The following is a 16,948-nucleotide window of genomic DNA, read 5'->3' as shown; positions in this document are numbered from 1 at the left end:
TTTCACAACAGATAAATAATGGAACGCGATGGGTATCAAATCAGTCATTTGATATTAAAAAATCCCTCATTTATAGCAACGTGCTAATCGTAGTATGATATATTTTGAACCAAAATAGTGCAAAAGTTAAAACGTAATTACTAAAAAAAGAACTATAAAAAAGGCATATAAAAAAAGGGCATAAAATCTATGCCCTTTGGTGTATGGTAGCTATAAACATTAGAACCATTGATAGGTTAGTGAGGCAAACGCATTGGTACCTTTAGCGTTATAACCATAAACGGTTTGATAAGAGGTGTCTGTTAAATTATTGATTCGCGTATTAATCGTCAAGTTCGGGCTGAGATAATAATTGGCTAAAATATTCAGCAGAGCATAATCATCCAAGGTTTGTCTGGTTTCTGGATAGGTACGGTAATCAGGTGAGATGGATTCGTCAGTATAAGACACTTCAGCACGCAAATCGTATTTAGGTTGCTGATATCCGACATACACTGTGGCTTTATTTTTTGGGTGATAATACAAGGTTTGATTAGTCGTCTCATTCTTGGCTTTTTGATAGTCATAGTCAAAACCAAATAACAGCGCGTTTGATTTCCAATCAGAACTTAGATTGATACCATCAATCGAGGCATTGGGAATCACTTGGGTTTTTCCGTCAGCCCAAATGGTTTTATTTTCAATGTCCGACTGATAACCTGTTAAACGTGTAGTGCGATTCTTGCCGCTATTTTCAATAAAGGCTTCCCAGTTTTTGTTCGTTTGGAAAGGTACTTTGCCACTGCCATAGTATATGTCTTGGACAGTCGGCGCTTTAAAACCTGTTGAATAAGCTAGACCTAAACGGGTTGTTGGGTTGATACGATAAGCGCCGCCAATATTATAAGAGGTATGCTTGTCGTACTCAGAGTGATCATCTTGTCGCACGCCTGCTTGAAAATCAAAATTATTTTGGGTAACTAGGTAGCTAGTAAAAAGGCTTTTGACAGTTCGGTCTAAATCATAAATCGCATTATAGCCGCCACCGTAATCAGCATTAACATCGGCTTCTTGCTTAAGATGCTCTAAGCCTGCAATCAATTGTCCCACGGGTAACTTATAGCCCAATTGAAAATTGAGCTGTATTTGTGTGGTATCAAAGGTATTGCCTTGAGGTGATGTCGAGTCGTAAGTTGTTGTTTTATCAAAACTTTGACCATATTTGAGATTGGCAGAGAGTTTATCTTGATTGAAGTTAATATAGGCTGATGCTGCGCCGTTTTTTTGATCGGAGTAAGTATTGATTAGGGTAGCACCACTATCAAAATCACTGGTAGATTTTGAAACTAAGCCATTGACACCCACATCGACTGCGTCATTTATTTTGTGTTTAGCGACAAAGCTTGCACTTTTTGACTCAAAACCATCTTTATCTGCAAAATAATTAGATCCGACATCGGGTCGCGTGGCATTGATACCATCGGTTTTTTCATAGCCTGTAGATAAGCTTAAGGTAGAAGTATCGTTGACATATTGTCCCGTGATTTGCGCTCTATAGCTGTTTTGTGTACCGCCGCCAATTGTCAAGGCAACATTAGACTGCTGAGCATTTTGACCTTTGGTAAAGATTTGAATCACGCCGCCCATCGCATCAGCGCCATATAGACTAGCACCTGAGGCGCCATACAATATCTCAATACGGTCGATTTGGTCGGCTGGAATAAGATATAATGCAGGCGTACCAATGGTCATCGAGCTATAGCGAACCCCATCAATAAGCACTAAGACTTGCTTGCCTTCATAGCCTCTAAGATAAAAATTACTCGCACTGCCGTCCGCGCCATTTTGGGTAATATGCACCCCTGCTTGACTACGCAATACATCTATCACGCTTTGACCGCGATAACGTTGCAATTGTTCTTCATCAATCACAGTGGTTTGGGCGATGGTATTCTTGACAAGCGTCGGCGTTTTGGTTGCTGTAGTGGTAAAAGTAAGGCTCGGCAAAGTAGATTCAGCTTCGCCATTAGCAGCTTCGCTAGTCGCTGCATGAGCGCTAACACCAGTCATGGACATACCAATAATTACCAAAACGCTTTGCGTTATTGGATGGATATTAAAAAATGGCTTTTTGATAAAACGTGGTGATGTCTGACAGGTATAACGCATAACTTGACCTAAAAAAATAGTTTAAAGACACATTTTAGAAAAATATCGTTACATAAGCTATTACTTTTGGTTGGTCATTGCTCATTAAAGCTTGAGAATTTTTCAATAAAAAACCCCTCTAGTAACTAAAGGGGTTTTAATACAAGCCTTCGTATCAACAGTTAGCTGGCTTGCTGTAATTTTTTAGCTTTTTGGTAGCATTCATTGATGTGATTTTCAGCAATTTTTTTAAACATCAAATAGCCGATGGTACCTGCCACTAATTGACCGCCAAATGGTACAAATTTGGTCACTTGCTTGGCAATAATACGGCTACCAAAGCCTTGGAAAGTTTTTTTGGCGATACTGCGCGACACCACTAGCCCTGCCAAATCCACCGCTTTATCTTTTAGTTGGTTGATTTGCGTGCCGTTGTTCAAATCTACCGCTGCTTGGGCTGGTTCAATTAAACCAAATTTAGCAGAAATTTCAGGTAGCAATTTTGATAATAGACCTGCGTCAACCGCAACGTCTAGGAGCGGCACTGGGACAACTGCTGCTACGGCAGACATTTTGGCTTTACTTTTAATCATCGCCTCGCATTCGCGTTTGATTTTTTCTAAATCAAGTTTTGGGTCGATGGTTTTGGTCAAATTTTCTGCTGACATAATTTTTCCTTCTAAAAAATTTCAATTATCAATAGTAAAGGTAGTATTGCAAAACGCTTGCAACAAGAGATGATTATTCATTAATGGTCATTGATACTATTTCATTAATGGTAAGTGATGACTCTTTGGTTTGATTATAACTGAGTGTAAACGTATGAATAAGCATCTTTTTGCAAAAAAATGCTAATGGTTTGTAGTGGCATTATTACGATATGCAAAATTCACAAATATCTACGGAAGCTGATGGGGTGTTTTTCACCGTTTCGCTGTTGTAATTTTGCCTATTCACTATCATTATGCTAGTTTGTTCTATCCATTTTATTTGACAACCATGATAAGTTTATGTTGACTGTGACTCCCCGTTTTATTGCGACCAAGATTGACGAGATTCCCCGTGATTTACAGCCGTTGGCGCAGACATCGATGACATTAGCACGCGTTTTGGCTGGGCGAGGCGTGCAAGATGTGGCAAATTTAGACACCGCCTTTAATAAGATGTTACCTGCAAGTTCGCTGACTGGCATTACCAAAGCAGTGGCGCTGCTTGACAAGGCGATTGATACGCAGCAAAAAATACTGATTGTGGGTGACTTTGACTGCGATGGCGCGACCAGCACTGCCTTAATGGTAAGGGTGCTCCGTGAGATGGGCGCGCAGGTTGAGTTTTTGGTGCCCGATCGTTTTAAGTACGGTTATGGACTGACGCCAGAAATTGTTGCGCTAGGTATTGAAACCTATCATCCTGATGTCATTGTCACGGTTGATAATGGTATCTCCAGCCATGCTGGGGTCGAACTTGCCAAAGCCAAAGGGCTAACGGTGATTATTACCGATCACCACCTGACGACGCAGGCGACACCAAACGCTGACGCCGTGGTCAATCCCAATCAGCTGGGCTGTGATTTTGCTAGTAAATCATTGGTAGGGGTTGGGGTGGCATTTTATGTGCTAGGCAATCTTGCCAAGGTCAGACGCCAAGCCAACAAATCCACCACCCAAGTGAGTCGCTATATTGATTTGGTGGCACTTGGTACGGTGGCGGATGTGGGCGTATTAGACCAAAATAATCGCATCTTGGTGCACCAAGGTATCCAAGCCATCAAGCAAGGTCGTTGCTGTGTGGGTATTTTGGCGTTGTTGGAGCAGGCGAGTCGGCAGGCAGGAGACATCACGGCTCAAGATTTTGGTTTTATTTTAGGACCCCGCATCAACGCCGCAGGTCGTATGGATAGTATGCGGATTGGCATTGACTGCTTACTGACCGATGATTGGGGAGAAGCACAGCGGCTTGCGCATCAGCTCGATAAACTCAATCAAGAGCGCCGCCAAGTCGAGCAGGGCATGCGACAACAAGCCGATAGTGTATTAACGACGCTTGAGAATCCATCTGAGCAAAGCGCTGTAAATCAAGCAACCCACCGCAAACGCAGTATTATTTTGTATCAAGATGAGTGGCACCAAGGGGTGATTGGTATCGTCGCAGGCAGGCTAAAAGAAAGCTACCATGTGCCTGCTATCGTGTTTGCCCCTGCTGATACGGCGTTGATTGAAGATGACGATGCTATCAAAGGCTCAGCACGCTCCATTGAAGGCATTCATATCCGTGATGCCATTGAATCAGTCGCGCAAACCTACCCCGAACTTATTAGCCACTTCGGTGGGCATGCGATGGCGGCAGGTCTGACAATCAAACGAAAAAACTTTGAGCCGTTTTGTAAAGCGTTCGATGAGGTAATTGCAGCGGTGGCTGATGAGGTATTTGCAGAGACGTTATATAGCGATGGCGAATTGACAGCCCGTGAATTCACGGTCGATTTTGTAGATAGTTTGCAGACGTTGGCTATTTGGGGACATGGTTTTGTGCCACCGATATTTGATGGGGTGTTTGTGGTGCAAGATTATCGGGTGTTAAAAGAGCGGCATTTAAAACTATGGTTATCGTATCCCGATGTACCTTTTACTATTGAAGCGATTTGGTTTAATGCTGATTTTGACGCGATAGCTTTGTCTGCCATCAATCGCAGTTTGTCAAAAGTGCATTTACTCTATGAGCTGGAGAAAAATTTATTTAATGGACAAACTAAATTGCAGTTAAGGGTAAAAAAGGGTGTGCTAATCTAGACAAGCGTTTTTACTCATTCATACACAATCTGATAACCATAACACCCAATAAAGATGATAAACGACATAAAATGACATGTTAATATAATTTATCACCTACACCGCCCCAATTTTTGCTAAATTATGCAAGTATAAGGTGTTAATGTTTAGCGCTAATTTTTTAAACTTTGAATAAAGCTTTGGCGCTTAGCTAGCTAGTATTTATTATTTAATCGTTTGTCTTTTAACTGGTTATTATTTAACCGTTTGCCTTTTAACTGGCTGTTTTTAACTATCTGTCTTTTACCTGCGTATGGAGAATTGCCATGAGTAAATCGCTTGCCAACAATGCAACCGCAACGACGGCTCGGCAATGGCAAATCCTCTCACAGCTGGATCGCAAACGTTGGCTCGGTACAACCCATATTAAAGAACAGCTTGATTTGATGGGTTTTGATATCAGTTTGCGAACCATTCAGCGAGATTTAAACGCCTTGGCAACGCGTTTTCCGATTGAAAAAAATAACACCAATCCACAAGGTTGGCGCTGGCGTGAAGATGCACCGATGCAAAGCTTGCCGCACATGAATTTGTCGCAAGCGGTGGCGTTTAGTATGATGCGCCATAATTTGACCCAGCTATTACCCCCCGCTATTTTAGATGAATTGATTCCGTGGTTTGACCTAGCGAATAGACAACTCAAAGAAAGCAAAGTAGTAAACACTTGGCTTGATAGAGTGCGTATCCTGTCAGCCAATCAACCGCTCATCCCACCATCGGTCAATCCAGCCGCCAAAGACGCCGTCTATGACGCGTTGTTTCAAAATAAAAAACTCATCGCCTGTTATAAAGCTCGTGGGCGAGAGGAAGCGCAAAAATACACTTTAAATCCGCTAGCCATTGTGCAGCGTGGTGTGGTGATTTACTTGATTGCCTCGAGAACTGACAGAGCCTCTGACGATGTACGCCAATTTGCTTTGCACCGTTTTGAAAGTGCGGAAGTCAGCGCAAGCGACGCGCAAACCCCAAAAGATTTTAATTTAGACAATTACATCAACACAGGCGCGATGGGGTTTAATTACCCGTTGTTCCAAAAACTCATGCCTGACAGTGAAAAAAACAACCACGAGCCCCCCATACAGCAAGTGCATTTATTGTTTCATCCGTTATCGGGGGCTAGTTTGCTTGAAAGCCCATTATCAACTGACCAGCAAAGCTGGGAAGATGACGAAGGATTGCATATCACAGCCACAGTGAACATGACGTCGCAGCTAGTATGGTGGCTACGCGGCTTTGGTAAAGGACTGCGAAAAATCGAGCCTGAGATTTTATCAATCGCCGTCTTTGAGACCCAAACGCCCAATCAGCAACTGCCTAATCGACAAGCGTTCGACCAACAACCCACCGTCCAAACAATAAGCGAATAACTAACAAACGCCCAAGTAAACTAACTACTTTGTCCGATTTTTCGAGAATCTTATGAAACATACTGATAATAACACCCTTGAATCCACTGCCACCGACACCAGCTTGCAGCAGCCTAGTAAGCCAAAAACCACAATTTTATACAGTGATTTGACAGACGATTCACCTATCACATCTGTCAAATCGCCTGATAATCTGATGCCCAGCACTACCACAGAGACCTACCAGATTATTTCGACGCAGTTTGCCGACCCAACGCCAGCACCATCGGTTGAAATACTAGCGCCTGTCAACTCACCCAATTTGACCGATAAAAATAGCAATGAGACGGTAGTGTCAGGCACCTTGCCGCTACACCATTCACTACAGAAGGCGCCAAAAATCAACTCAATGACTGATGACAAGATTTTGCAAAAAAGTCATCAGCTAGCAATCACCCAAGACGATCAGCTTGAAGATGATAAAACGGCGACAGGGACAGCCATCGAGCATATGGATGTGGTACTCAAGCAGTGGTATTTTAGCGTGCAATGGCAGCAAACGCAGATGCCAAAAGCAGGGCTTTACAATAAATTTAAAAAACGCACGCAAGCGATAGATATAGACTTATCCTGCTTGCTTTGTAACCGATATGGCGAGGTAATCGAAACCGTTTGGTTCAAAAATGTCCGTGATAAAGCGCAATCCGTACGCCATCAAGGCGATGAATTATTGGGCAAAAAACCATTTAGCGCTATCGATGACCGCAAAGAAGACCCTGACAACGACCAAGGCACCAAGGTCAATGATGCCAACCTCAATCAAGAAAGTATGGTGCTTTTTTTAAGTAAGCTGCCGCCGCAAGTATTTCATGTGGTGATGATTGTGTCATCTTATCATGGCTATGCGCTTAGCAAAGCGAAACAAGCGTCTTGTCAGCTCAGTGATGATGAAGGTAATGTGATTAGTGAACTAGCTTTAGCCAAACTGGCGACTGATACTAAGGCCTTATGGTTTGCCAGTCTGACCCGTTCTGCCGATAGCTGGCGCTACAACACTGAGCATCAACCTTTAGATAATAACAAGATGGCGCTAATTGAAAAAGAAGTGAGTGAAAAATTGGTACGTACGGCCAGATGATTGGGCATGTAGCCTAAGCTTATTGTTTCTCATGGGTAAAATAACCAAGCATTTTGAGAGCCAAAAATTTATACATTTGACGACGTTGCCATAGCGTCTGGCAATGATTGGATATATTCGCCACTGTGATACTATGGTACACTATGACAAAAAAAGGGATTGTCTTAATCGATAGGGATACAGCGCATCTGCATTATTTTTCTCCTAAATATAGGTATTCCTAGATACATTATTGACTCATAATGCGGTAACCGTATACTTTGCGTTTAAAATGGTCAATAACATTTTATCCCCTAATTAGTAATACTCACTGTGAAATTTCTCACGCTGCTAGATGTATCATCTAGTGTCTCAATTAACATTCATATAAAAGAGGTTCTCTATGGCTAGTGGAAAGTCAAATATTATCTATACCTTAACTGACGAAGCACCGCTACTGGCGACTTATTCACTACTTCCTATCATTGAAACATTTACCAAACCTGCTGGCGTTGACATCACTAAAACCGATATTTCCGTTGCCGCGCGTGTATTGGCAGAGTTCTCCGACTACCTGACCCCAGAACAACAAGTGACCGACAATCTTGCTGAGCTTGGTCGGTTGACCCAAGACCCAGACACCAATATCATCAAATTGCCTAATATCAGTGCCTCAGTGGCTCAGCTACAAGAATGTATTGAAGAGTTACAAGCCAAAGGCTATAACATTCCCAATTACCCAGAAAACCCAACCACAGACGAAGAAAAAGCCCTCAAAGCCCGTTATGGTAAATGTTTAGGTTCTGCGGTAAATCCCGTATTACGTGAAGGTAACTCAGATCGCCGTGCCCCAGCTGCCGTAAAAAACTATGCCAAAAAACACTCGCATTCAATGGGTGAATGGAAACAATGGTCAAAAACCCACGTCTCTCACATGGAAGAAGGGGACTTCTACCATGGCGAAAAATCAATGACCCTTGATAAAGCGCGTAAAGTCAAAATGGAACTCATCACCCAAAGTGGCAAAGCTTTGGTGCTAAAACCTGAAGTTGCCCTACAAGACGGTGAAGTGATTGACTCAATGTTCATGAGCAAAAAAGCCTTAATCGAGTTTTATGAAAAAGAGCTAGAAGACTGCCGCGAAGGTAAAATCCTGTTCTCTTTACACGTCAAAGCCACGATGATGAAGGTATCACATCCTATCGTATTTGGTCACTGCGTGAGAGTATATTACAAAGATGCCTTCGAAAAATGGAACAAAACCTTTGACGAGTTAGGTATTAATGTTAACAACGGTATGGCAGGACTATACGAAAAAATCGAAACCTTACCGACTACTATCCGTGAAGAAATCGTCCGTGACCTGCATGCCTGTCAAGAACATCGCCCCGCACTGGCGATGGTTGACTCAGCGAAGGGAATTGATAACTTCTATTCGCCAAATGATGTCATTGTAGACGCCTCAATGCCAGCGATGATTCGTAATGGTGGTAAAATGTGGGCAGCCGATGGCAAGCCTTACGACTGTAAAGCAGTGATGCCGGAATCAACCTTTGCCCGTATTTACCAAGAAGTCATCAACTTCTGTAAATGGCATGGCAACTTTGACCCAGCGACCATGGGTACCGTACCAAACGTAGGTTTGATGGCACAAAAAGCGGAAGAATACGGTTCTCACGACAAAACTTTTGAAATCCCAGAGGCAGGTGTTGCCAATATCACTGACATTGAGACAGGCGAAGTATTGATGTCACAAAATGTTGAAGAAGGCGATATTTGGCGTATGTGTCAAGTCAAAGATGCGCCAATTCGTGATTGGGTAAAACTGGCAGTGACGCGTGCACGTAACTCAGGCATGCCAGCTATCTTCTGGCTTGACCCATACCGCCCACATGAAAATGAGCTTATCAAGAAAGTTAAAAAATACTTACAAGAGCATGATACCACAGGGCTAGATATCCAAATCATGTCTCAAGTTCGTGCGATGCGTTATACCCTTGAGCGTGTGGCGCGTGGTTTGGACACCATCTCAGTCACAGGTAACATCTTGCGTGACTACTTAACTGACTTGTTCCCAATCTTAGAATTAGGCACGTCAGCCAAAATGCTATCAATCGTCCCATTGATGAAAGGCGGTGGTCTTTATGAGACAGGGGCAGGTGGTTCAGCCCCAAAACATGTCGAGCAGTTGGTTGAAGAAAACCACTTGCGCTGGGATTCACTCGGCGAGATGCTGGCGCTTGCGGTATCTTTAGAAGACTTAGGGATTAAAGAAAACAACCCACGGATAAAATTACTGGCAAAAACCCTAGACTTGGCAACAGGTAAATTGTTGGATAACGACAAATCACCATCGCGCCGTACCGGTGAGCTTGACAACCGTGGTAGCCATTATTATCTAGCTAAATACTGGGCAGAAGAATTGGCAAACCAAGAGGAAGATAGCGAGCTTAAAACCAAGTTTGCGCCACTGGCTCAAGCGTTGTCAGAAAACGAAGACAAAATCGTTGCTGAATTAAATGATGTTCAAGGTCAAGGCGCAGATATTGGCGGTTACTATAAACCAGACCAACAAAAGCTAAGCCAGGTGATGCGACCAAGTGCGACATTTAACCAAGCATTGGCTGCGTTTGATGCCTAATTCAATAGTATAAAAAAAGCCGAAGCTGAATGCTTCGGCTTTTTTAATGTCTAGAAATAGTTAAACATAGCTAAGCTAAGAATACAGCTGAAATAAAAACATAGCTGAGCTAGGAATATAGATGAGCCAAAACCGTCAACATCATTATTTTTGCTTTTCCTCAACAAGCGCCAATGCAGCTTTTAGCTGGTTAGTAATATCATTTTTATCATAATTACGAATATCATGAAAATTTAAATGCAAGTTAAACCCAGGTAAATTAAAGTCCACCCAATCGGTTTGTTGCATGGATTCGCTTTTGGGTTCAAGCAATTGCCACACATTCATGACATCTTGAAAGCCTTTAAATTTAAATTGCCCCACGGCTTGGCAATGATGGACATGACCAATTAAATTAAACGTACTTTCACTGATCAAAATTTGATTTTTTTGCGCGGCAGATTCAAGGCGAGAGGCAAAATTCGCTTCTTTTCCAACCACGGTATAAGTCATACGATTGCGGCTGCCAAAATTACCGACATAACAATACCCTGTATTGATACCCATACGTACATGCAGCCCTTCAAAACCGAGTAATCGCCATTGGTGGCGCAGCACTTCCATTTCACGGCGCATCTCAATGGCCATACTGGCACAAGCAATCGCGTTATCACGGTCATTACCACCCACGTCACCAAAATAGCACAATAACCCATCCCCCAAAAACTTATCGAGGGTCGCACCATATTTTTGGCTAACTTGGGTCATACGGTCAAGGTAAGTATTTAAAATATTGGCTAAATGGTCGGGGCTAATATGATCCGACAAATCAGTAAAACCAACAATGTCCGAAAACAAAATAGTTAGCTTGCGCCGTTGATTAATGACTTCAACCTTGGTGTTATTTTTGACAATGGGTTGCCAAATTTGGGGCGGCAAAAAACGGGTTAATTTATTGGTGACATTGACCAAGGTATCAATCCGTGCTTGTTGCTGAGCAAGCATTTGATTTTTTTGGCGTAAGCGAATCACCAAAGAACAGATATGATAACCAACAATCAAAATATCGGTAAATACGATGACAAAATTTAAAATATCTTCTTGCTTGGCGGACAAACTAATGGCGGGTAATAAAAAGTGCGCGAATATCAGACTAAGTAGACCCACTGCTACGGTTAATAATACCAACGAAACAGTGTATTTGGTATCTGAAAAAATCAAGCGAATTAAAATCAACAACCATAACGCAAGGCTTGGGATATAGTTAAACTGCAACATACCCGTTGCCAACGCCATCAGGGTTAATACACTGGCCGAAGTAATGTAGTGATGGGGCCGGATAACACTCAAAGTAGTGACAATAATGCCTGCTACCAACAGCAAAATACTGAGCGTATGATAAATAGGCGGTACATCAAGAGAGGTTAAGGTAAGCAATAAAATAAAAAATGCCGCCAGTTCAATGAATTTCGGACTTTTTAGATTGGTCGAAAGACCTTGAATGGATTCACGCAATTTAGTTTGTCTACCTCGTGCCTCGTGGTGAAAATTTTTTAGACGTTCATTTGCCAATCAAATGGCATATCACGATGACCCCGCAGTGCCATCATCAGTGTCTGCTGCATATGGCTCAAAAATTCAGGCGTATAAGGGATGGCTGGATTACCCCATACCGGATTGGGCCAAGCAATGTCATTTTGGTAGCGCACGATATGATGAAAATGCAATTGCGGCACTTGGTTGCCAAGCGCGGCGATGTTCATTTTGTCGGCTTGAAAAGTTTTGGCAAGCTGACTTGATAGCCAGCTAGATTCACGTAAAAACTGGGCTTGGTCGCTGGCGGATAATTCGTATAATTCTTTGATACCGGGTACACGCGGAATTAAAATCAACCAAGGAAATTGACAGTCGTTCATCAAGCGGCAAGTAGATAACGGAAATTCGCCCACCAAAAAAGTATCTTTTGCTAGTTGTGGATGTAAATTAAACATAATAACTCAATGCATTTAAAAGTGTTTTTGGAATTTAAAACTGATAAAATCAAATAATTCGCGTATTTTAGCAGTTATACCTACAAGACGAAATACTTTATTCAGAATAAGCGCATTGCAATTTAAGATTTCTTAAAGCATAAAGCAAGGCCGTTATCATCTAGGCTAACTATTAGCCTAATTATGTCTGAGCGTTTTACAAATTTTGGGAAGTTTATGCAGTTGTCAAAGTCTCTTAATCAATGTCAGCATCATGCTGATGCAACATCTTTATACCGCCGTTGTTTTATGATGGCATTGTTTGCCTTATTCATGGTTATCACCAGTGTCAAACCCACCGCTGCATGGGCGGCTGATAGCAGCAAATCAGCCAGTAGCGCCAGTGGCACGGCAACCCCACAAGACACCTTTGGGCGTGACACCCCCCGCGGCAGCATGCAAGGCTTTATTGAAGCTTTGGCAAAAAGTGATTGGATGCTCGCGAGCCGTTATGTGGATTTAAGTTCTACCAAAAACCCCAGTGACACGCTCGAATCTTTAAAATCGGCACTCGATAGCGGCGGACGTATCAACGAGCAGCTACAAATTAGCAATGACCCTACCGGCAATCTCGATGACAAACTAGCGCCCAATCTCGATAAAGTCGGGGAAATCAACAATCCCGACGCTGACAAAAAGAGTATCGATATCTTAATGCAGCGTGTCAAACAATCTAACGGCACCCATATTTGGCTGATTTCACAACAAACCTTGCAAGAAGTTGCCTCGTTATCACTCGTTACCCAGCCGACACTGGTAGAAAAGTACATTCCCAAACAATGGATTGAGAAAGATATTAAAGGCTATAGTCTTGGGCATATCGGGGCAGTGATTGCGCTCATGATAGCGACTTATCTCGCCTGTCTATTGATTAGCCAAATCTTATATATGATTATCACGCGGATTTATCTAGCGACCCACCCAGATAAAGAAAAGCAATTTCCGATTGATGGGCGCGTGGTTGTACCTGCCGCAATGGTGCTGACGGCGCTGATTATCAAAGAAGCCATGATTTTGGTGGGTATTAATTTGGTTGTGCGTAATATGGCGTCCAGCCTTGCCGATATTTTATCTTGGGTATCCATGGTATGGTTGATTTTACGTATTTTAGATTTGATTTTTAAACGTGCAGAAAACTATGCCAGTAATAACCATCATCCAGAGCGGCTATCTGTCCTAAATCTGCTGCGAAAAGTGGTAAAATTGATTTTGATTGCGATTGCAACCATTGTGATTTTGGGTAATCTAGGCTACGACTTAACCACAGGTATTGCCGCATTGGGGATTGGTGGTGTGGCGTTGGCCTTGGGTGCACAAAAAACAGTTGAAAACTTGGTGGGCAGTGTATCGGTCGTTGCTGACCAGCCTGTAAATGTGGGCGACTACTGCCGCTTTGGCACGCAAGAAGGCACGGTTGAAGACATCGGTATCCGCTCCACCCGTCTGCGTACCACCGATCGCACAGTGGTGACGATTCCCAATGGTAATTTCTCATCGATGAGCATTGAAAATGTCTCTCAGCGCGATATGTTTCATTTTTCGCAAGTGTTCTATATCTCTCGTGATAGCGATATCGATAAATTACGTGAATTTATGGAGCAAACACAAATTTATATCACCAATCATCCGGACACCAACAGTGTGTGGAATCAAGTGCGTATCTCTGGCACTCAGCAAGACGCGTATCTTGTTGAAGTACGATGCTATCTTAATGTGAAAGGCGCGATGGATTTTAATCAAAAACAAACCGATATGATTTTAAAAATCGCTGAAATGATGAAAGAAGTGGGTCTCAAAAATGCGTTACCGACCAGCCGTGTGATGATGGGCAAACCGATTGATATTACCTATTCAAATTTTGCTAATACTGTACCTGTAAAAGATAAAGTAGCGGCGTCAGCAAAACTGGCACAATCGGACAAGTCTGATACCAAGCCTTAGTGACTCATAGTTTTGGCTTTTGAGTTTGAATTGGGCAGGGTGGTGGCAGGTATGGCATCACCCAAGTCAACATACACAGGAATCGGACTGTCGTATGTTTGCGGCAAAGAAGCACACGAGGTAAGGTTCATCAGTAAAATGGCATAAACAATCAACGGGTTTTTCAAGTTCAAACATCCTATGTAATAAAAATCCATGCAATGAAAATTTCTAGGCTTTTAATAATAAAAACCTAGATGTTACCTTAAAAATGATTTAGGTAATCAATTTAATGGGTTATGCCATTTTTATTTGTATTTACAAAAGATAAATCACTGAATAAAAAACTAGGGATAATCCATCAGTATTATCCCTAAATACTCTCTTATAAAGTACAAGCACCGCCAGCACAGCCATTTTCAAGGTCGTCTTGGGCATCATTTGCACCGTCACGGGTATTATGATAATACAGCGTCTTAACGCCCAATTTATACGCCATCAACAAGTCTTGAATCATCACCTTCATCGGGACACGGCTATCTTCAAACTTGGTTGGATCGTAGTTGGTATTCGCTGAGATACTTTGGTCAATAAATTTTTGCATAATCGCCACTAGACTCAAGTAACCTTTGTTATTTGGCATTTGCCATAATAGCTCATATTGATCTTTGAGCCTATCAATCTCAGGCACTACTTGTTTTAAAATACCGTCTTTTGATGCTTTGACAGATACCAGACCGCGGGGTGGCTCAATGCCATTAGTTGCGTTAGCAATCTGGCTAGAGGTTTCTGATGGCATCAAGGCGGTCAAGGTTGAGTTGCGAAGACCGTGGGTTTTGATATCATGACGCAGCGCTTCCCAGTCGAGTTGTAGCGGCTCATTACAAATCGCATCAATGTCTGCTTTATACGTATCAATCGGTAAAATACCTTGTGAATACGTGGTATCGCCAAATGCAGGACACGCCCCTTGCTCTTTAGCCAGTTTATTGGACGCCACCAACAGATAATACTGTAAGGCTTCAAAAGTGCGATGGGTTAAACCGAGCGCCGTAGGATCTGAATATTTGGTACCATTTTTGGCAAGATAATAGGCGTAGTTGATGACACCAATACCCAGCGTGCGGCGTTTCATAGAGCCATTTTTAGCGGCGATGACAGGATAGTCTTGGTAGTCAAGCAACGCATCTAGCGCACGCACGATCAGTTCCGCGGGCTCTTTGATGTCTTCTAATTGGTTGATTTCACCCAAGTTAATGCCTGACAGCGTACAAAGGGCGATTTCACCGCTTTCATCATTGATGTTGTCAAGCGGTTGGGTCGGTAGCGCGATTTCCATACATAGGTTGGATTGGCGAATTGGCGCCACACTTGGGTCAAACGGACTGTGGGTGTTGCAATGGTCAACGTTTTGCACATAGATACGACCCGTGCTGGCACGCTCTTGCATCATCAAGCTAAACAACTCTTGCGCGGGCACACTGCGTTTGCGAATGGATGCATCTTGCTCATATTGCTGATACAAACGCTCAAACTCGGCTTGATCGGCAAAGAAAGCATCGTACAAACCTGGCACATCCGATGGTGAAAACAGGGTCACGTTTTGATTTTTAATCAAACGTTGATAGATGGTTTTATTGATTTGCACGCCATAATCCATGTGGCGAACACGGTTGTCTTCCACGCCGCGGTTGTTTTTGAGTACCAGCAGATTTTCCACTTCTAGATGCCAAATCGGGTAAAACAAGGTCGCTGCACCCCCGCGCACGCCGCCTTGTGAGCAGCATTTGACAGCAGTTTGGAATAGTTTGTAAAAAGGAATACAACCGGTGTGCTGTGCTTCACCGCCACGAATTGGACTACCTAATGCGCGAATACGACCCGCATTGACACCAATACCGGCACGCTGTGACACATACCGCACGATGGCACTGGTGGTGGCGTTGATACTGTCTAAGCTATCATCACATTCAATAAGTACACATGAGCTAAACTGACGCGATGGGGTACGCACGCCCGACATGATTGGCGTTGGCAGTGAGATTTTGAAAGTGGACGTGGCGTCATAAAAGCGCTTGATATAATCTAATCGCGCAGCCTTTTCATATTGTTTGTCGTAACTGGCAAACAGACACATGCCGACGAGCATGTACAAAAATTGTGGGCTTTCAAAGACTTGTTTGCTGACGCGGTCTTGCACCAAATATTTGCCTTCCATTTGTTTGACGGCGGCATACGCAAAGCTTAAATCACGGTTGTGGTCAATATAGTCATTGAGTATATCAAATTCTTCTTTGCTAAAGTCTTGCAAAATATGCGCATCATACCGACCTTCTTGGGTCAATTTGGTGACATGATCAAACAAATGCGGCGGCTCAAACTGACCAAACGCGATTTTGCGTAAATGAAAAATTGCCAATCGCGCTGCCAAATATTGATAATCAGGCGTTGCTGCAGAAATTAAATCCGCGGCTGATTTAATGATGGTTTCATGGATGCTTTTGGTGGTGATTTTGTCATAAAACTGGATGTGTGAGCTGATTTCTACTTGTGAGACAGACACATTATCAAGCCCTTCTGCTGCCCACTCGATGACTCGGTGAATCTTATCCAAATCAATTTTTTCCAAACGCCCGTCGCGTTTTTGCACGAGGATATCTTCAGTACGAGTCATAATACGTTCCTTTTTTTACCTGTTTATCAACGTCATATCTGTATATATTAAAAAGGCGCTGAGTGAGAGGTGGTGAGATAAAAATGCCAAGTAAAACAGCTAACCGAAAGTATAGTGAGTGTGTGGACCGCTTTTAAATACCGCTTTTGAGCCGAAGCCACATCACGTATGTAGCATTGCAAAGTCAATGCCGTATTATTGCAAGGTTTTGCAAAAAACTACTATATCTAGGGGTTATTTTGTTATTTCGCACAATATAGCGTAAAAAAATTTGTAATTCTAGCTT

At 42.7% G+C, this 16,948-nt stretch carries 11 protein-coding genes; 5 read left to right on the top strand and 6 right to left on the bottom strand.

Annotated elements, in window-relative coordinates:
- Positions 1–219 precede the first annotated feature (219 nt).
- Together ACAM39_RS06770 and ACAM39_RS06765 are read right to left on the bottom strand one after the other, a co-directional pair.
- Complete coding sequence (locus ACAM39_RS06770) at positions 220–2,049, bottom strand: TonB-dependent receptor domain-containing protein (protein WP_369627111.1); 1,830 nt, start codon at positions 2,047–2,049, stop codon at positions 220–222.
- A gap of 260 nt (positions 2,050–2,309) precedes the next feature.
- Entirely contained in the window at positions 2,310–2,795 is a 486-nt protein-coding gene (locus ACAM39_RS06765) for a hypothetical protein (RefSeq protein WP_369627110.1), read from the bottom strand.
- A gap of 342 nt (positions 2,796–3,137) precedes the next feature.
- On the opposite strand from ACAM39_RS06765, the gene recJ reads away from it, so the two are divergent.
- The 4 genes from recJ to ACAM39_RS06745 all read left to right on the top strand — a co-directional run bounded on the left by recJ (position 3,138) and on the right by ACAM39_RS06745 (position 10,059).
- Complete coding sequence (gene recJ, locus ACAM39_RS06760) at positions 3,138–4,916, top strand: single-stranded-DNA-specific exonuclease RecJ (protein WP_369627109.1); 1,779 nt, start codon at positions 3,138–3,140, stop codon at positions 4,914–4,916.
- A 305-nt stretch (positions 4,917–5,221) separates the two neighbouring features.
- On the top strand, positions 5,222–6,322 hold the full coding sequence (locus ACAM39_RS06755; RefSeq protein ID WP_369627108.1) for a helix-turn-helix transcriptional regulator: 1,101 nt from the start codon (positions 5,222–5,224) through the stop codon (positions 6,320–6,322).
- Positions 6,323–6,374: 52 nt separating this feature from the next.
- Entirely contained in the window at positions 6,375–7,439 is a 1,065-nt protein-coding gene (locus ACAM39_RS06750) for a TerD family protein (protein WP_369627107.1), read from the top strand.
- Positions 7,440–7,821: 382 nt separating this feature from the next.
- Positions 7,822–10,059 carry an NADP-dependent isocitrate dehydrogenase gene (locus ACAM39_RS06745; RefSeq protein ID WP_369627106.1) on the top strand — a complete coding sequence of 746 codons (2,238 nt, stop codon included), beginning with the start codon at positions 7,822–7,824 and terminating at the stop codon, positions 10,057–10,059.
- A 144-nt stretch (positions 10,060–10,203) separates the two neighbouring features.
- Here ACAM39_RS06745 and ACAM39_RS06740 read toward each other — a convergent pair whose 3' ends face one another.
- Both ACAM39_RS06740 and ACAM39_RS06735 read right to left on the bottom strand, forming a co-directional pair.
- Positions 10,204–11,553, bottom strand: a complete 1,350-nt coding sequence (locus tag ACAM39_RS06740) for an adenylate/guanylate cyclase domain-containing protein (RefSeq protein ID WP_369627105.1) — start codon at positions 11,551–11,553, stop codon at positions 10,204–10,206.
- Between the two features lie 38 nt (positions 11,554–11,591).
- Positions 11,592–12,029 (bottom strand): HIT domain-containing protein, encoded by a 438-nt coding sequence (locus tag ACAM39_RS06735; protein WP_369627104.1) that lies wholly within the window; start codon positions 12,027–12,029, stop codon positions 11,592–11,594.
- A gap of 216 nt (positions 12,030–12,245) precedes the next feature.
- On the opposite strand from ACAM39_RS06735, the gene ACAM39_RS06730 reads away from it, so the two are divergent.
- A complete protein-coding gene (locus ACAM39_RS06730; protein ID WP_369627103.1) occupies positions 12,246–14,009 on the top strand; it encodes a mechanosensitive ion channel family protein in 1,764 nt (587 codons plus the stop codon).
- On the opposite strand, the gene ACAM39_RS06725 is transcribed toward ACAM39_RS06730, so the two are convergent.
- Both ACAM39_RS06725 and nrdA read right to left on the bottom strand, forming a co-directional pair.
- Positions 14,006–14,176, bottom strand: a complete 171-nt coding sequence (locus tag ACAM39_RS06725) for a hypothetical protein (protein ID WP_369627102.1) — start codon at positions 14,174–14,176, stop codon at positions 14,006–14,008. The two genes, ACAM39_RS06730 and ACAM39_RS06725, sit on opposite strands and share 4 nt — an antisense overlap.
- Before the next feature lie 197 nt (positions 14,177–14,373).
- The gene (gene nrdA / locus ACAM39_RS06720) at positions 14,374–16,662 is read right to left on the bottom strand and encodes a class 1a ribonucleoside-diphosphate reductase subunit alpha (RefSeq protein ID WP_369627101.1); all 2,289 of its coding nucleotides are present in this window, start codon (positions 16,660–16,662) and stop codon (positions 14,374–14,376) included.
- Positions 16,663–16,948: the final 286 nt, after the last annotated feature.

Origin of the sequence: Moraxella sp. K02, assembly GCF_041154755.1 — a bacterium.
In the GTDB taxonomy this organism is placed as follows: domain Bacteria; phylum Pseudomonadota; class Gammaproteobacteria; order Pseudomonadales; family Moraxellaceae; genus Faucicola.
Note: the sequence above shows the minus strand (reverse complement) of the source record. Positions and strands in the feature narration are given on the sequence as shown.

Coding starts and splice junctions, on each gene's coding strand:
- ACAM39_RS06770 (WP_369627111.1), bottom strand. CDS start 2,049: ATGACTGGTGTTAGCGCTCATGCAGCGACTAGCGAAGCTGCTAATGGC.
- ACAM39_RS06765 (WP_369627110.1), bottom strand. CDS start 2,795: ATGTCAGCAGAAAATTTGACCAAAACCATCGACCCAAAACTTGATTTA.
- recJ (WP_369627109.1), top strand. CDS start 3,138: ATGTTGACTGTGACTCCCCGTTTTATTGCGACCAAGATTGACGAGATT.
- ACAM39_RS06755 (WP_369627108.1), top strand. CDS start 5,222: ATGAGTAAATCGCTTGCCAACAATGCAACCGCAACGACGGCTCGGCAA.
- ACAM39_RS06750 (WP_369627107.1), top strand. CDS start 6,375: ATGAAACATACTGATAATAACACCCTTGAATCCACTGCCACCGACACC.
- ACAM39_RS06745 (WP_369627106.1), top strand. CDS start 7,822: ATGGCTAGTGGAAAGTCAAATATTATCTATACCTTAACTGACGAAGCA.
- ACAM39_RS06735 (WP_369627104.1), bottom strand. CDS start 12,029: ATGTTTAATTTACATCCACAACTAGCAAAAGATACTTTTTTGGTGGGC.
- ACAM39_RS06730 (WP_369627103.1), top strand. CDS start 12,246: ATGCAGTTGTCAAAGTCTCTTAATCAATGTCAGCATCATGCTGATGCA.
- nrdA (WP_369627101.1), bottom strand. CDS start 16,662: ATGACTCGTACTGAAGATATCCTCGTGCAAAAACGCGACGGGCGTTTG.